This window comes from Haloferax sulfurifontis, assembly GCF_014635105.1.
GTDB lineage: Archaea > Halobacteriota > Halobacteria > Halobacteriales > Haloferacaceae > Haloferax > Haloferax denitrificans.
Map to the genome: position 1 here is coordinate 421,074 of NZ_BMCI01000001.1, position 15,639 is coordinate 436,712.

General features: G+C 67.9%; 16 protein-coding genes. 5 read left to right on the top strand and 11 right to left on the bottom strand.

What is annotated here, in order from left to right; genetic code table 11:
- The 6 genes from gcvH to IEV64_RS02360 form a co-directional block, all read right to left on the bottom strand.
- Nucleotides 1–381, bottom strand: coding sequence for a glycine cleavage system protein GcvH (gene gcvH / locus IEV64_RS02335; protein ID WP_007274554.1), 381 nt, complete (start codon nt 379–381; stop codon nt 1–3).
- Nucleotides 382–383: 2 nt separating this feature from the next.
- Nucleotides 384–1,475 (bottom strand): glycine cleavage system aminomethyltransferase GcvT, encoded by a 1,092-nt coding sequence (gene gcvT, locus IEV64_RS02340; RefSeq protein ID WP_188423032.1) that lies wholly within the window; start codon nt 1,473–1,475, stop codon nt 384–386.
- A gap of 230 nt (nt 1,476–1,705) precedes the next feature.
- Entirely contained in the window at nt 1,706–2,506 is an 801-nt protein-coding gene (locus IEV64_RS02345) for an energy-coupling factor ABC transporter ATP-binding protein (RefSeq protein ID WP_188423033.1), read from the bottom strand.
- Complete coding sequence (cbiQ, locus tag IEV64_RS02350) at nt 2,494–3,306, bottom strand: cobalt ECF transporter T component CbiQ (RefSeq protein ID WP_188423035.1); 813 nt, start codon at nt 3,304–3,306, stop codon at nt 2,494–2,496. Before cbiQ ends, IEV64_RS02345 begins: the two co-directional genes overlap by 13 nt.
- Nucleotides 3,303–3,602 (bottom strand): PDGLE domain-containing protein, encoded by a 300-nt coding sequence (locus IEV64_RS02355; protein WP_188423036.1) that lies wholly within the window; start codon nt 3,600–3,602, stop codon nt 3,303–3,305. Before IEV64_RS02355 ends, cbiQ begins: the two co-directional genes overlap by 4 nt.
- A complete protein-coding gene (locus tag IEV64_RS02360) occupies nt 3,599–4,255 on the bottom strand; it encodes an energy-coupling factor ABC transporter permease (protein ID WP_007274559.1) in 657 nt (218 codons plus the stop codon). Before IEV64_RS02360 ends, IEV64_RS02355 begins: the two co-directional genes overlap by 4 nt.
- Before the next feature lie 127 nt (nt 4,256–4,382).
- Here IEV64_RS02360 and IEV64_RS02365 point away from each other — a divergent pair, with 127 nt between their 5' ends.
- On the top strand, nt 4,383–4,799 hold the full coding sequence (locus IEV64_RS02365) for a CopG family ribbon-helix-helix protein (RefSeq protein WP_188423037.1): 417 nt from the start codon (nt 4,383–4,385) through the stop codon (nt 4,797–4,799).
- A 98-nt stretch (nt 4,800–4,897) separates the two neighbouring features.
- Here IEV64_RS02365 and IEV64_RS02370 read toward each other — a convergent pair whose 3' ends face one another.
- The 3 genes from IEV64_RS02370 to IEV64_RS02380 all read right to left on the bottom strand — a co-directional run bounded on the left by IEV64_RS02370 (nt 4,898) and on the right by IEV64_RS02380 (nt 9,636).
- Nucleotides 4,898–7,312: a DUF2309 domain-containing protein gene (locus IEV64_RS02370; protein ID WP_188423038.1), complete on the bottom strand. Its 2,415-nt coding sequence runs from the start codon at nt 7,310–7,312 to the stop codon at nt 4,898–4,900.
- Nucleotides 7,302–8,786, bottom strand: coding sequence for a proton-conducting transporter transmembrane domain-containing protein (locus IEV64_RS02375; protein ID WP_188423039.1), 1,485 nt, complete (start codon nt 8,784–8,786; stop codon nt 7,302–7,304). The genes IEV64_RS02370 and IEV64_RS02375 overlap by 11 nt, the downstream gene beginning before the upstream one ends.
- Nucleotides 8,787–9,150: 364 nt before the next feature.
- The gene (locus tag IEV64_RS02380) at nt 9,151–9,636 is read right to left on the bottom strand and encodes an Lrp/AsnC family transcriptional regulator (protein ID WP_007274563.1); all 486 of its coding nucleotides are present in this window, start codon (nt 9,634–9,636) and stop codon (nt 9,151–9,153) included.
- Between the two features lie 425 nt (nt 9,637–10,061).
- Between IEV64_RS02380 and tuf the strand changes: the two genes are divergently transcribed.
- Nucleotides 10,062–11,324 (top strand): translation elongation factor EF-1 subunit alpha, encoded by a 1,263-nt coding sequence (gene tuf / locus IEV64_RS02385; RefSeq protein ID WP_004969741.1) that lies wholly within the window; start codon nt 10,062–10,064, stop codon nt 11,322–11,324.
- A 120-nt stretch (nt 11,325–11,444) separates the two neighbouring features.
- Here tuf and IEV64_RS02390 read toward each other — a convergent pair whose 3' ends face one another.
- Together IEV64_RS02390 and IEV64_RS02395 are read right to left on the bottom strand one after the other, a co-directional pair.
- Nucleotides 11,445–11,696: a DUF7999 family protein gene (locus tag IEV64_RS02390; protein WP_004969743.1), complete on the bottom strand. Its 252-nt coding sequence runs from the start codon at nt 11,694–11,696 to the stop codon at nt 11,445–11,447.
- A 338-nt stretch (nt 11,697–12,034) separates the two neighbouring features.
- Complete coding sequence (locus IEV64_RS02395; RefSeq protein ID WP_007274565.1) at nt 12,035–13,327, bottom strand: ATP-grasp domain-containing protein; 1,293 nt, start codon at nt 13,325–13,327, stop codon at nt 12,035–12,037.
- A 144-nt stretch (nt 13,328–13,471) separates the two neighbouring features.
- Between IEV64_RS02395 and IEV64_RS02400 the strand changes: the two genes are divergently transcribed.
- The 3 genes from IEV64_RS02400 to IEV64_RS02410 all read left to right on the top strand — a co-directional run bounded on the left by IEV64_RS02400 (nt 13,472) and on the right by IEV64_RS02410 (nt 15,601).
- Nucleotides 13,472–13,948, top strand: a complete 477-nt coding sequence (locus tag IEV64_RS02400) for an NYN domain-containing protein (RefSeq protein WP_188423040.1) — start codon at nt 13,472–13,474, stop codon at nt 13,946–13,948.
- Nucleotides 13,949–14,034: 86 nt separating this feature from the next.
- Nucleotides 14,035–14,883, top strand: a complete 849-nt coding sequence (locus tag IEV64_RS02405; RefSeq protein WP_007274566.1) for a TatD family hydrolase — start codon at nt 14,035–14,037, stop codon at nt 14,881–14,883.
- 130 nt (nt 14,884–15,013) lie between these two features.
- The gene (locus IEV64_RS02410; protein ID WP_004042306.1) at nt 15,014–15,601 is read left to right on the top strand and encodes a DUF2150 family protein; all 588 of its coding nucleotides are present in this window, start codon (nt 15,014–15,016) and stop codon (nt 15,599–15,601) included.
- Nucleotides 15,602–15,639: the final 38 nt, after the last annotated feature.

A 15,639-nucleotide genomic window follows, 5' to 3' on the forward strand; every position in this document is an offset into this window, starting at 1 on the left:
TCACTCCGTCTGCTCGCGGTACTCCTCGGGGGAGAGGAGGTCGTCGAACTCGCTCGCGTCGGCCGGCTCGACTTCGAGCATCCAGCCGTCGCCGTAGGGGTCGTCGTTGAGGAGTTCCGGGGCGTCGAACAGCTCCTCGTTGACGGCCGTGACCGTGCCCGAGACGGGGGCGTACAGGTCCGAGACGGCCTTGATGCTCTCGACCACGCCGAACTCCTCGCCGGCGGCGAGTTCGTCGCCCTCGGCGGGGAGTTCGACGAAGACGACGTCGCCCAGTTCGTCCTGTGCGAAGTCGGAGATGCCGATGCGGACGGCGTCGCCCTCGGTGGTGGTCCATTCGTGCGATTCCAGGTACTTCCGGTCGTCGGGGATTTCGAACATTGTCAGTTGATGAAGGGGGGTGTCACGATTACTGCGCGCTTCTCGCGGCCGCGGACGAGCACCGAAATCTCGGTCTCGTCGTCGGCGTACTCGACGGGGACGTAGCCGAGGCCGATGGGCTCCGACAGGGTCGGGCTCATCGTCCCGCTCGTCACGACGCCGATGACCTCGCCGTCCGCGTCGGCGATGTCGTAGCCGTGTCGCGGGACGCCGCGGTCGAGGAGCGTGAAGCCGACGAACGTCTCCTCGACGCCGGCCTCGCGCTGTCGTTCGAGGGCGTCGCGGCCCACGAACTCGGTGTCGAGGTCGACGACGAAGCCGATGCCGGCCTCGTAGGGGGTCCGGGGCTCCGTCTCGGGGTCGAAGTCCTGTCCCGAGAGCAGATAGCCCATCTCCATGCGGAGCGTGTCGCGGGAGCCGAGTCCGCAGGGGGTCGCGTCGAGCGCCGCCCAGACGGTCTCGGCGTCGTCCCACGGGCAGAGGACCTCGAAGCCGTCCTCGCCGGTGTAGCCCGTCCGAGCCACCCAGCACCCGACGCCCGCCACGTCGGCGAACGTCGCCTGGAACTTCGAGAGGTCGCCGAGGGCCGCGTCGGGCGCGGCGTCGGTGACCGAACCGAGGGCGTCGGGGCCTTGTACCGCGAACATCGCCCACTCCTCGGTCACGTCCTCGACGGTGGCGTCGAGGTCCCACTCGTCGCGGAACGAGGTCCACCGGTCGTACATCTCCTCGTCGTGGCCCGCGTTCGGGATGAAGAGATAGACCCGCTCGTCGCGGTCGGGGAGTCGGTAGACGACGGTGTCGTCGACGATGACGCCCTCGTCGTTCACGATGGCCGAGTACTGCGAGTCACCCGGTTCGAGGGCCGTCACGTCGTTCGTCGTCAGGCGTTGCATCAGCGCGGTCGCGTCCGGGCCGGACACCTCGAGTTCGCTCATGTGCGAAACGTCGAAGATGCCGGCCGACTCGCGGACGGCCGCGTGTTCGGCCTTGATGGAGTCGTACTCCACAGGCATGTCCCATCCGCCGAACTCGGTGAACGTCGCCCCGGCGTCCGCGTGGACGTCGTACAACGGCGGCTTGCGAAGGCCCATACACGCCCCTGCGAACTGCGATAAGTAATGCTTTGGTATCTGTTCGCTCGGTGTGGCCACAATCTTGCATTAATTTGGGTTCTGTCACGGGGTAAAACACCACGAACCCGCAACCTGTTGGCGAAATATGCCGTCTGAGTGTGGCACCGACCGGGGCGGCGGCGAGAGTGATAAACCGATTATTGCGATACCGAATTCGAATCTCTGCGCGTGCGTCGGGACACGGCTCGCTACCGCGTCTCGTCCAGCAGATGGGCTCGCGCGTCCGAGACGGTCAGCGGAACGTCGTCAGCGTCGAGTATCCCCTCGAACAACTGCACCGTCGCCGGCGGCCGGAGACCGTTCTCCCTCAGCAGGGTGGTGTCCGTCAGCACGTCTCGAACAGAACCGTCCGCGGCTATCGACCCCTCCTGCCCGACGACGAGTACTCGGTCGGCAATCTCGGGCACGACGTCCACAGACGGCGTGAACAGCACCACAGTCCCCTCGTGGCCGGTTACCAGACCCAGAATGCGTTCCCGGTAGCCGGCGTCGACAGCGCCGAACGGCTCGTCGAGGAGGAGCACCTCCGGCTCGAACGCGAGGACGCTCGCGACCGCCGCCCGCTGTTTCTCGCCCCCAGACAGACGGAACGGCGGGCGGTCCAGCAGGGACTCTAACCCGAGTTCGGCCGCGAGGTGCGCGACCCGCTGTGTCGCCGTCCGCCGTGACATCCCGAGCTGGGCCGGCCCGTATTCGATGTCCTCGCGGACGGTCGTATTGAACAGGTAGTCGTCGGGGTCCTGCAGGAGCACGCCGAGGCGGTCCCTGACGGCTTCGGCGTCCGCCGTCTCGCCGAAGTACTCGACCGCGCCGGCCGTCGGCTCGACGAGTCCGCCGAGCACGAGTTGTAGCGTGCTCTTGCCCGACCCGTTCGCACCGACGACGGCGACTCGCTCGCCCGCCTCGATTGTGACCGTCGCGTCCCGGAGCGCCGTCGTTCCGTCCGGGTACTCGTGTGTCAGGCCCCGCGCTTCGATCACAGGCCCCATCGAATCACCCCCGAGCCGACGACTGCGACGACCGCGAGCGCGACCAGCGCGTAGTCGCCCCCGTCGACGGCCCGCGACCGGCTGTACGGTGACGGCGGTCGGGAGCCGCCGCGGGCCCGCATCCCGCGGCCGACCCGTTCGCCGCGGTCGAGGGTCCGCAACAGGAACGTCCCGACGAGCCGTTTCGCGTCGCGCCACCCGTCGCGAAGACTCGACTGGCCGGTCGTGCGACTGTTCCGCGCGAGAACGAGTCGCTGTAACTCGTCGAAAAACAGGAACAGGTACCGGTAGGTGACGGCGACGACCCACACGAGCGCGACCGGGACGCGCAGTTCCCGCATGGCCGCGACCACCGACGAGAACGGCGTCGTCATCACGATGAGCGACAGAAGCGCGACGCCGACGCCGACGCGGAGCGTGAACAGCACGACGTACGCGACGCCGCCGTCAGTGACGGCGAACCCGAACGCCCGCACGAGCGCGTCCCCGGGGAGCAGTACGGCTTGCGGAACGACGATAACGGCGGAGACGAGCGGCACGACCGCCGAGCGTGCGAGCAACTGTCGGAGCGGAACGGCCGACAGCCTCGCCAGGAGGACGGTCACGACACCGAAACAGAGGGCGACCGCGACGGTTCGCGTGAGCATCACCGCCAGCGCGAGGCCAGCGACCGAACACAGGGAGACGCGAGGGTCCCGTCGCTGGAGAAAGCCGTCGGACGAGGCCACCTGTTCGGCCGTGAAGACGGCCCGAAGCGCCCCCGTGATAGATCCGACCGAGCGGCCGACGACGCCGGTCACTGTTCGAGGAGGCGACCGACCCCGACTGCGACCGCCAGCGTGGCCCCCGTCCCGACGACCGCCGAGACGAGCGTTCCGAGCGGCGAACTGAGCCCCGGCACGGAGTAGTCCGGGAGCAGTCCGGGGGAGATGGGTTCGGCCGCGTCGGCCGCCCCGGTCTCTTCGGCGGCGTTTTCGAGCGGTTCTGCGTACCCGACGACGCCGGACGCCCAGCCGAACACGGGAGCCAAGACGACGAGCACGAGCAGTCCGAAGAGCGCCCGCCGGCCCCACGAATCAGACACGAGCGCGTTCACAGCCCAACCTCCGGGGAAAGCGAGTCGTCGTCGAATCGCCCGAGGACGAGGTCCGGCCGAGCGTCCGCGACGTAGCCGTAGACCGCGGCCGTAATCGCGCCCTCGACGAGACCCAAAAGCGCGTGGCCGACGACCATGATTACCACGGTCGCGTTCAGTTCGTAGGCGAACGCCGACGAGAGGCCGACGCCGACGCCGACGACCAGCGCCGAGACGGTAATCGCCCCCCACCCGGCGACGAACGAACCGCCGGTTTCGTGAACCCCTCGGAGCGCTCGGAAGAGGGCGTAGCCGACGAGGACGTCGACGACGGCCATCGCAAAGAGGTTCGCACCGAGCGCGATGATGCCGCCGTCGCCGAACACGAGCGCCTGTATCGTCACGACGGCGGTCATTGCGAGGACGCCGAGATACGGTCCGAGGAGGATACCGGCGAACGCCCCGCCGACGAAATGAGCGCTCGTCCCGCCCGGAATCGGCCAGTTCAGCATCTGCGCGGCGAAGATGCCCGCCGCGACGACGCCGAGAAGCGGCGTTCGCTCGTCGCCGAGTTCGCCGCGGGCGCGTCTGACCGCGATACCGATTACGATGCCGGAGCCGAGCCAGAAGAGACCCGCCACCCAGGGGTCGAGAAAGCCGTCCGGAATGTGCATTCGTATCACACGTGTGATTCGGTCGAGCAATAATACTTTTCTTCCAAATCGTAATACTGGTCGGTGTGATGTCGATTCGGAACCGTCACTGCCAACGACTAAACGCTTGGTGCGAAAAGGCGAGAGTATGAGCCAGGACGTCGACCGGATGAGCGTCACGCTCCCGCCGAGTCTGCTTTCCGAACTCGACGACGTGGTCGCCGACGGCGAGTACGACAGCCGCTCGGAGGCGACCAGAGACGCGCTTCGCGCGTTCGTCACGGAGTTCAATCAACAGACGGGGCTCTCCGGGAGCCTCAGCGGAACCGTCGTCGTCCTCTACGAGCACGACCACAGCGGCGTGAGCGAGGAGATGACCGAACTGCAACACGACTTCACCGAGACCATCATCGCGGTCCATCACGTCCACCTCGGCGACCACCTCTGTCTGGAGTCTATCGCCGTCGACGGGACGGGCGAGCGAATCGAGGAGTTGCTCTCTCGGATTCGACCGCTGAAGGGCGTCCATCAGGTCAAACTCACCGTCGTCGAAGCGGACCGGTAGCGGACGAGCCGAGCGATTTTGGCGACCTTCCGGGGAGCTTCGGGTGACGCGCTCACCAGCGCCCGACCGAGAGCGCGTTCGGGACGAGTGCGGAGCGCTTAGTCGTCCGCGGTGGCGGGCGCGGGCGGCGTCTCCGGTTCCGGGCGCGCTTCGACTTGCTCGGCCGCCGGCGACCACGTCAGTGCTTCCTCGTAGTGGAACGCGCGGTGGTCCTGCGTCGGGTCGACGACCGTCAGCGAGAGCCAGTCGTTGTCGAGCAGTTCGGTCAGATCCTCGTGGTCGGCCAGCACGTCGGTGACGCGGTCGACCGGCGCGTGGATAATCGTCGAGAGGCGGAGCGGCTGGTGGTACGGCCTGTCGTCGGCGGCCATCAGCGACTGGAGGGGGAGGCCGGTCATCAGGTCGCCGCCGTTGCCCTGATAGACGCCGACGTTGCCGACGGGGTTCTGGGTCACCTTCGACCCGCTCCCGTAGACGGCGTTGTCGACCGTCGAGAAGTAGTACTGCATGTTAATCCACTGGGTGACGACCATCGGGCCCGTGAGAATCGCTTCGAGGGCGTCGCCGTCGGGGTCCGTCGAGTGGTCGTAGGAGTGGAGGAACGCGCGCCCGTCGAGGTCGAGGTCGCTCGTCAGTTCGCGCGGGCCGATGACGAAACCGGCGTTGCCGGCCAGCCCCCACTCGGGGCGCGTCTCGGCCCAGTCGGCGGCGCGGCGCTCCGCCTCGCCGACGGCCGCGGAGCCGTCTGCGCCCGTCCGTTCTGCGGCCGCGTGCTCGCGGGCGACCGCGAGGTCCGCGCGCAACTGGTCGAGGTCGTCGGCGTGGCTCTCGGGCACGTCGCCGTCGTACAGTTCGATTTCGTCGGTCGTCGTGTTGTGCTGGCCGGCGACGAACACCGTGTCCTCGGGGATGTCGAACCCGCGGTCGCGGAGTTCGGCTTTGACCGTCTCGTCGTTGCAGATAGCCGCGAGGACGCGAGCGTTCGGGCCGCCGGGGTTACCGGCGCAGGCCCCGCAGTCCAGACTCGAATCGTAGGGGTTGTTCGCCGTCTCGCTGGCGTGGCCGGCGAACACGACGAGCCGGCCGAACTCCTCCCAGCCCATCAGCCCGAAGGCGTTCGCGGCGTACTCGACTTTCTCCTCGTCGGTCAGCCCCACCGGGAGGTCGCCGGCGTAGGAGTGCTGGTGGTGGACGACTTGGTCGCAGAACTCGTGGTTGTCGGGGACCGCGTCGTCGGCGCTCCCGAGCAGGTCGGCGACGCGGCCGGGGACGAGCGTGCGGGCCGCGAGGGCCACCCCGTAGCCGCTCCCCGCGCTCTCGACGAAGCCGAAAGCGGTCGCGGGGTTGGTCTTCAGCGCCTCGATGGCCTCGCCCGCCGCCTCGCGGAAGCGCGACCAGCGGTCGTGGGTCGCCTCCGCCTCGCCGCCGGTCGGCACCTCGGAGACGCGGTGTTGCGGGTCGACAATCGGGGGACAGGCGTCGACCGCCACCTCGGCGTCGTACCCGCGGTACTCCATCGGGACGCCGAAGAAGCCGGCGTAGCCGTGGGTCTCGTAGTCGCCGGTGTCCTCGATGTGCCGGCGGATGACCTCCGAGCGCGTGTCGATACAGAAGACCAGTTGCGCGTCCGGGCGACCCGCGGTGTCTCCGTTTTCGAGCGCCTCGCTCTCGGCGGCGACGCGGTCGACGACCTCGTCGCGGTAGCTCGCCTCCCACGCGGTCAGGAACGCCTCGGCGAGTTCGTCGGTCGCCTCGGCCTCGTCGCTCTTCGACGCGGTCGACGGCGCGACGTCGACGCCGAACGCGTCGAGGAGCGCGAGGCGGGCCGCGAGGTAGCCGACGAGCGAAATCGGGTACGCGGACTGCCATTCGCCGCCGTCGGCGGCGCGTTGCTTGATGAAGCCGGTCCAGCCGGGGAGCGCGGCGAGTTGCTCTTCGAATATCGGCACCCACTGGCTCTCGGGGTACGGCGCTACCGCGGACTCGATGGCCTCGACCGGCGACTCGGGCAGGTCGGCGACGAGACCGTCGTCGGGAATCCGGCCGTCGTGAGGGGCCATCGACCGGAAGGCGCTGTAGAAGCCGTCCTCGCGGTCCGGCATCGGCCAATGTGCCTGCCCCTCGTCGAGGAACGCCGACAGCCACTTCGTCAGCACGCGGTCGACCCGCGCGGCATCGGCGTCGGTCCCGGCGTCTGGGTGGCCCGACTCGTCGGCGGCGGCCATGCGCTCCAGCAGGACCTCGGGTTCGCCCTCGTAGCCGCGCTCGGCCAGTTCCGCGTCGAGAACCGCGGGGTCGATTTGGCCCCCTTCGAGGGCGGCTTCGAACGTCTCGGGGGTCGGATAGCCGCGGCCGCCGATGAGGTCTGCGGCCTGCGTGACCGCCTCGCTGAACGGCATGTCCTCGAAGCCCGAAAGCGGGTTGGCCGTCACGAACGAGTGGACCGGCCAGACCGAGCCGACGGTGGTCGCGGCTTTGTCGATGCTGTCTTCGATGCTGTGTTCAGTACTCATTGTGGTCCTCCGTGGCGGTCAGCATGGTGCTGGACGCGGGTTGGCTCGCGTTCAACAGCGCGACGTAGAGGCGGCGACTCCGCTCGTGGACGCCGAGTTCTATCGCGACGTAGACGACGAGGAAGACGCCGGCGACGAGCGCGTGGAGCGCGCTCAGTTCGGCGGGTGCCTCGACGACCGGCAGTCCGGACAGCACGCTCGAAATTCCCCGATAGACGAGGGCGTACACGGTGATGGCAGGAAGGAAGACCAGCGGGACCGCGCCGTAGCGGACCGTCGAGGGGAGCGCGGCGCGCGCGACGACGTTGCGGGCCGCGTGTAGCGTGGTGAGCACGACGAACGCCACGAGCAGGAGCCCGCTGTCGAGGTGCGTCCCCTTCCCGGTGAGCGCCGCGAACAGCGCGCCGCCGGCCAGTCCGGTCGCCACGATGACCGCGGAACCAACGGCCCCGGTCCCGTGGTCCTCGTGGTCGCTCGGGGCCGTCCGCTCGACCGCGCCGCCCGCGCTGAGGAAGTGGTACGCCTTGTAGAAGCCGTGCAGGATGAGGTGGGTAATCGCGGCCCCGAAGAAGCCGAGGCCAGCCTGCATAATCATAAAGCCCATCTGCCCGATGGTCGAACAGCCGAGCTCGCTCTTGACGTCCGACTGGACGTTCTTGAGCAGTTTTCCGACGAGGGCGCTCGTCGCGCCGACCGCCACGATACCGAGCATGAGCGTGGCGTCGAGGGTCACGACCGGGGCGAACCGGAGCAGGAGGATGCCGCCGGCGTTGACGAACCCGGCGTGCATCAGCGCCGAGGCGGGCGTCGGCGCGGTCATCGACGAGAGGAGCCAGCCGTGGAACGGGACGAGCGCGGACTGAATCATCGCCGCGAGCACGAGCGCGACGACGGCGACGAGCCACGCCGGGCCGCCGAGTCCGTCGGCGTTCGCGGCGATTCCCGAGACCGTCGTCGCGCCGGTCGCCCACCACAGCGCCGCGAGCGCGACGCCGAGGAACGCGCTACTGGCGAGGAAGTACCTGCGGGCGACGCTCGCGGCGGCCTGCGCCTGCGGCCAGCCGTCGACGACGCCGATGAGGTTCGCCATCGCGAGTCCCATCGCGAGCCAGAATAGCCAGAACAGCGCGAGGTGGTCGGCCGCGACGAGACCCATCACGGCCACCGTGAAGCCGAACACGGTCGCGAAGAACTCCGTCTCGTGGGCGGAACCGGCCATGTAGCGGCGCGAGTAGCTGTGGACGATGCCGCTGAAGAACGTCACGACAACCCACAGAAGCACGGTCAGGCCGTCGACGGCGACGACGCCGGGGACCTCCCACGCGCCCCCGAGTCGGACTCGGGCGAAGAGCACGGCGACGCTCGCGGCGAACAGCGTCCACACGAGCCGCGTTAGTGCAACGGGCGCGAGCGGCGAGTCCGCCGCCGCGTCCGGGAGTGCTCCGACCGTCGGGTTCGAGCTGTGTCCTGACATCGTTCGATTCGTCGTTGACCAGTTCGGTCACCGGGACGGCATCCCGGTCGGATACTGGTCGCCCTTACGCCTATCCGAGAACAGATTGTCTATTAAATCTATCTACATTCACAAACCGTTCGCAAATTAGCCATTATAGAACATTATAGTTTCGCGGCGTCGACTCTCGACTCTCAGAGTCGATTCCGCGTAGAACAGTTCGCTCGAGGCCTGATACCCGGTGAAGCGGCGCGAGCGAACGAATCGAGTGCGCCGGCCCGACGGCTGTCGCCCCGCCGCGGCGACCGGCGACTGCGGTCGCTCGCCTGTCTCGGTGACCGATTCGTGAACGGCTCGTTCGTCGGTGGATGCCGCGCGCGCCCGGTCAGGAGTCGTTCTCGGCGTGCCGCTCGGAGTCGAACTCGCCGAACGGCGTCGTCTCGTGCGTGCGGACGAGGACTTCGTCGGCGACGGTGACGCCCATGTCGAGAAGCTCCTGCGCGATGGACGTGATGTCGTCGTCCGTCTCGCAGACGGCGGTCACGAGGAGGTTCTGCTCGCCGGTGACCAGTTCCTGGACCGCCACGACGCCGTCCATCTCCAGAATCTCGGGGACGAGTTCGCCCCGCTTGGGAATCGAGGCGGTGCAGTACAGCAACATCCGGAGCGGATAGCCCGACTTCTGATAGTCGACGCTCGCGCTGTAGCCTTTGACCACGCCTTCGGATTCGAGCCGCTGGATGCGCTTGCGGACGGTGCTGTCCGAGGTCCCCGTTCGCTTTGCGATGTCCCCAGACGACATGTTCCGGGCGTCCTCCTGGAGTGCGTATAGAATCGCCCTGTCCACGTCGTCGATGTCCTCGCGGGCCATACCACTACCTCCGCGAGGAGCACACTTTAGCCTTTGATATCGCGCGGACGCCCTCTCGCGTCTCGACCTCGGCGGTAGATTTATTACCCAAACGATAGAATTAGTTACTATGATTGTTGTAAAGGACAACGCCGATACGTCTCACGCTCACGAGCAGTCCGTTCGCCGCACGGCCACCTTCGCCGACATGGCCGCCGCGATGCGTCAGTTCTGAGCCGTCGGCTTCCGCTTCGATTCCCCGCTCGGCTCTCGCTCGGTTCGCCCGACGGCGTCGCAACGTGACGGCGTTCCTGAGTTTTCGCGTTTCCTGATAACCCGTTTCCGCGACCCGTCTGAGCCGGCGCGAGACGCGCTTCGCCCCGGGAAAACGGATTTACCTTTGGGTGTCATATTTTACCAAACTGGGCGACACCGCCCTGATACCCATGGCAGACAAACCACACCAGAACCTGGCCATCATCGGACACGTCGACCACGGGAAGTCCACCCTCGTCGGCCGGCTTCTGTTCGAGACAGGTAGCGTCCCGGAACACATCATCGAACAGCACCGCGAGGAGGCGGCGTCCAAGGGGAAGTCGGGCTTCGAGTTCGCCTACGTCATGGACAACCTCGCCGAGGAGCGCGAGCGCGGCGTCACCATCGACATCGCCCACCAGCGCTTCGACACGGACAAGTACTACTTCACCATCGTCGACACGCCCGGTCACCGCGACTTCGTCAAGAACATGATTACGGGCGCGTCGCAGGCCGACCACGCGATTCTCGTCGTCGCCGCCGACGACGGCGTCGCGCCGCAGACCCGCGAGCACGTCTTCCTCGCCCGAACCCTCGGCATCGAGGAGCTCATCATCGCGGTCAACAAGATGGACGTCGTCGACTACAGCGAGGACTCCTACAAGCAGGTCAAAGAGGAGGTCCAACAGCTCCTGAACCAGGTGCGGTTCAACTCCGACGACGCCGGCTTCATTCCCATCTCGGCGTTCGAGGGCGACAACATCGCCGAGCCCTCGGAGAACATGCCGTGGTTCGACGGGCCGACCGTCCTAGAAGCCCTGAACAACCTCCCCGAGCCGTCGCCGCCGACCGACGCCCCGCTTCGCGTCCCGATTCAGGACGTGTACACCATCTCCGGCATCGGGACGGTCCCGGTCGGCCGCGTCGAGACGGGCATCCTCAAGACCGGCGACAACGTCCGGTTCATGCCCTCCGACGCCGGCGGCGAGGTGAAGACCATCGAGATGCACCACGAGGAGGTCCCGGAGGCCGGCCCCGGCGACAACGTCGGCTTCAACGTCCGCGGCGTCGGCAAAGACGACATCCGCCGCGGCGACGTCTGCGGCCCGGCCGACGACCCGCCGTCGGTCGCCAAGACGTTCAAGGCGCAGATCGTCGTGATGCAACACCCCTCGGTCATCACCGCCGGCTACACGCCGGTCATCCACGCGCACACGGCGCAGGTGGCCTGCACGTTCGAGTCCATAGACCAGAAGCTCGACCCCGCGTCGGGCGAGGTCGCAGAGGAGAACCCGGACTTCATCAAGGCCGGCGACGCCGCCGTCGTCACGCTCCGGCCGCAGAAGCCGCTCAGCATCGAACCGTCGTCAGAAATCGCCGAACTCGGGAGCTTCGCCATCCGCGACATGGGACAGACCATCGCGGCCGGCAAAGTGCTCGAAGTCAACGAGTAGCGCCCGGTCCCGACCTCGGATTTTTTCGCGTCACCGCCGCGACAGCGACAGCGTCGTCTCCGCTCTCACCCGGTTACGGGCGGCGCAGGAGCGGCGCGCGAGCGTTCGTCGCGTCCGGCGTCACTCGTCAGCGCCGGGGTAGAGCGCCGACACCTGCCAGACGTTCGCGCGGACGCCGGCCCTGACGATGTCCATCCGCACGCGGTCGCCGGCGTGGTGGTTCGCGAGGTAGTCGCGGAAGTTGCTGTTCTCGTAGGAGGTGACGTGGTACGTCGAGCCGTTGTCGCCGCGGAGCGTCGCCGCACCGTGGTCGTTAACCTCGTTTACGATTGTAAATGTATTCGGACTATTTCTGGACGCTGTCTCGGACATACACGACTATACGTTAATTAGGCACATAAAACCCGCCACTGCGTTTAGTAAATCATTATAAACTACTCCGTGATTGTCTCTCGGGCGGGACTGTCCGCTCGCCGTCTGTCGGTTCTCCGAGAATGGCCCGCGTCCGGTGGTCGATTCGGCGGGCCGTGCGCCGGCTGTTGGGTCGTGACCGACGTGGGACGTGACGCGACACGGCCGCGCTGTCGAGCGCGGGTGGGTCGTCGAAACGAACTGTGTCGCGTAAGTACGGCTTCTCGAATCGGGGACGGGGCGCAGTCAACCTAGGGAGTAGAGCTAGTTAACCGAATGGCTTGATATATCCGGTCTCATTAGTCACCCGCGTCGCCGCGGACCCCGCGACGAACGTCGACGTAGTAGTCGCGGAGCACGTTCCGACCGATTCGAAGCGGCGTCTCCGGTCCCATCTCCTCGTCGAGCACCGCGGTCACGGTCCGCCGCTCGCCCGCGAGTTCGACCACGATGTCCACCCGCGGGGGCGCGCCGTCTTCGACCGCGGCCGACGGTTCGGTGCCGAGGTCCGCCGCCAAGTCGGGAGCGATTCGAGTCATCGACGCCGCGGTGTCGATGCGGGCGAGCACCTCTTTCGACCCGCTGATTCCGGTGACGGTCACGCGCTCGGCGTGGCCGACGACCGGAACCCGCTCGTCGCGGACCCGCGAGGGAGCGTCCGCGGGCGGCGTTCCGTCGAGGTCGCGACCGAGGCGCTCGACGAGCGCCGAGTCGACGCGCCCGCCGGCCCGCTCGATTGCGAGGCCGGCGATGGCCGCCGCGGGCGACCGCCCGGTGGCGCGGAACAGCCCGCGGAACCCCGCGGTCGGGTTGACTTCGAGGACGAGCCAGCCGCCGTCGCTCTCGATGAGGTCGACGCCGGCGTAATCGAGACCGAGCGTTCGCGTCGCTCGGAGCGCCGCCCCCGCGGCCCCCTGCGGGAGGTCCTCGGTCGCGTCCTCCACGTCGCCGCCGAGCGCGACGTTCGTCCGCCAGTCGCCCGCCGGGGCGTAGCGGTACATCGCGCCGACGACCTCGTCGTCGACGACGTAGATTCGGAGGTCGCGGTGGCGCTCGCTCGCGTCGACGTACTGCTGGACGAACGCCCGGCGGCCGTCGACGGTCGCCGAGACGGCCCGGTCGTGGTCGACCAGCCACGTCCCCCCGCCGTTGGTCCCGATTGCGGTCTTGTAGACGACCGGCGTCCCGAACCCGTCGCGCGCGGCGTTCAACTTGGCGTCCGCCGTCGCCATGTACGTGTGTGGCACCGGGATGCCCGCGGCGGCCAGCCTGCTCGACGTCGCGTGTTTGTGGACGGCGACGAGGACGCTCCGCGGGTCGTTGAGCACGGGCCGAACCGCGGCGTAGCAACTGGCGATAGAGAGGTCTTCGAGCGGGCTCGTCGATTTCGACAGCAGGAGTCGGTTGACCACCACGTCGACGTCGGGGTCCAGCGCGACGCCCGCCCGCGACACGTCGATGCCGACCGCCTCCTCGTGGAGCCAGACGGCCTCGTGACCGAGCGCCGTGACCGCGTTGCTGATGGCTTTCGTCTCCCTGCTGTCGTGGAACCCCAGAATCCCTACGGTGACCGTCTGTGCATCCCCACCCATGGGTGAGCTACGCGTCCCGGTCGTATCAGCGCATCGCGAGGTCTCGGGAAACGAGACTGTGCGGCCGCGCGACGCGTCGCGGGCGAGGGGACCCCGGTGAGACTCCCTCGAAATTTATAAACCCGAAACCGGGCGAGGAGATGTATGGACCTCCTGCGGCGGTTGGTCGGCCCCGACGGGCTTCCCTCGGGCCGAGTGGCGCTCTTCGTGGACGGGCCGAACGTCCTCCGCGACGAGTTCGACGTGGACTTAGACGACATCCGGGCGGCGGCGCGCTCCCTCGGCGACCAGTTGAGCGCGGCGCGGCTCTACCTCGACGAGCACGCCACGCCGGGGCTGATTCAGGCCGCGGAGGCGCGCGGGTTCGAGGTCGTCGTCACGAGCGGCGACGTGGACGTGAAGCTCGCGGTCGACCTCACGCGCTACGCCGTCGAGGGCCGCGCCGACGTCATCGCGGTCGCCTCGCGGGACACCGACTTCAAGCCCGCCTTGGAGACGGCCAACGCCTACGGCCTGCGGACGGTCGCCATCGCGCCGGGGAGCTACGGCCGCTCGGACGCGCTCCAGAACGCGGCGACCCACGCGATGACGCTCGACGACCTCGACGACGGCGACGACTGAGCCGACACCGACGTCGAACCGCCCCGCCTCGCACCGCGCCGACCGCGAACGGTTCGCTTTTTCCTCCCCCGACCGACCACTCGCCCATGCAGGAGTTCGACACGCCGGTCGTGGACAACCACCTCCACCTCGACCCGGACCACGGGCGCGGACTGGAGGCGGTGAAGGATTTCGCCCGGAGCGGCGGCACGCACCTCCTCGTCGTCAACAAGCCCTCGTGGCTCCTCGGCCACGAGGTCGAAACCGGCGAGGACTTCCGCCCGGTCTTCGAGACGACCGTCGAGGTCGTCCGCGAGGCCTCCGAGATTCTTCCCGGGCGCGCGTGGCCGGTGCTCGGCGTCCACCCCGGCCTCGTCTCGAAGCTCGTCGACGACCGCGGCTACGACCCCGAGGCCGCCCGCGACCTGATGTGCGCGGGTCTCGACACCGCCGCCGAGTTCGTCCGCGAGGGCGACGCGCTCGCGCTCAAGTCCGGCCGCCCGCACTACGAGGTCACCGACGCGGTCTGGGAGGCCTCGAACGCCGTCCTCAGACACGGCCTCGACCTCGTCGCGGACTGCGACTGCGCGCTCCAACTCCACACGGAGTCGACGACCGACCTCTCGGACGTGGCCGAGTGGGCCGACGAACGCGGCGTCCCGGGCGAGCGCGTGATCAAACACTACGCGCAGGGCCACCTGACCGGCGGCACGCCGAGCGTCATGAGCGACAAGGACCGCCTCGAAGACGCCGCCGAGCGGGGCGAGCCCTTCCTCATGGAGACCGACTTCATCGACGACCCCGACCGCCCCGGCGCGGTGATGGGGCCGAAGACCGTCCCCCGGCGCGTCGACTGGCTCCTCGACGAGGGCCGCGACGCCGCCGTCCGAAACGCGCACGTCGAGACGCCCGCGTCGGTCTACGGCGTCGACACCGAGGCGACGCTCGACCGATAGCCGGCGACGCGACGCGGCCCCAGAGACCGGCGCACGAGCCGAATCGCGCCGTCTCCTCCCACGTCGTCGTCTCACACGGTCACAAGCAGGATAAGAAAGGCATTTGAGTCCGGCACGGGAGGTTGTAGGTATGACCGAGGCCGAGGAACGATACTACTCGCCGGAACGCTGGCAGAACTGGTTGACGCGCGTCGAAGAAGAGGACTTAGACCTCGAAAGCGAGGAGACCGGCCGTCTCCTGATGAACATCCAGAACGACGCGGCCATCGCCATCGCCAAGATTCTGACCGCCTACGACGACGACACGCTGGGCGAAGAGGAGGCGCTCGACGAGCTCTCGACCGTCCACGACATCGTCATGGCCGAACCCGAGTTCGAGACGGAGAACGAGGAGGCCGAAATCCTCGTCGGGAGCGTCCAGACGAGCCTCTCGTGTGCCTTCTTCGCCGCCGAGGAGTTCATCGTCGCCGGCCCCGCCGAACTCGAAGACGACATGGACGCCTACATCCGCGCCGCCGCCGACGCCGAGGCCGCAGACGACCTCGACAGCGCGCTCGGCTACATCGTCCAGGTCGGCACCCGCGTCATCGACGGCGAGGACCTCGACATCGAAGTTCTCGACGAACTCGAATTCGGACTCGTCACCGAGTGGGTCAACGGCCTCGACAGCCTCCAGAGCGGCCTCTCTGAGCCCGAGGTCGTCGAAGAAGAAGACTGAATCCGGCCTCTCGCGGTTTGACTGCTGTAGGAGTCTTT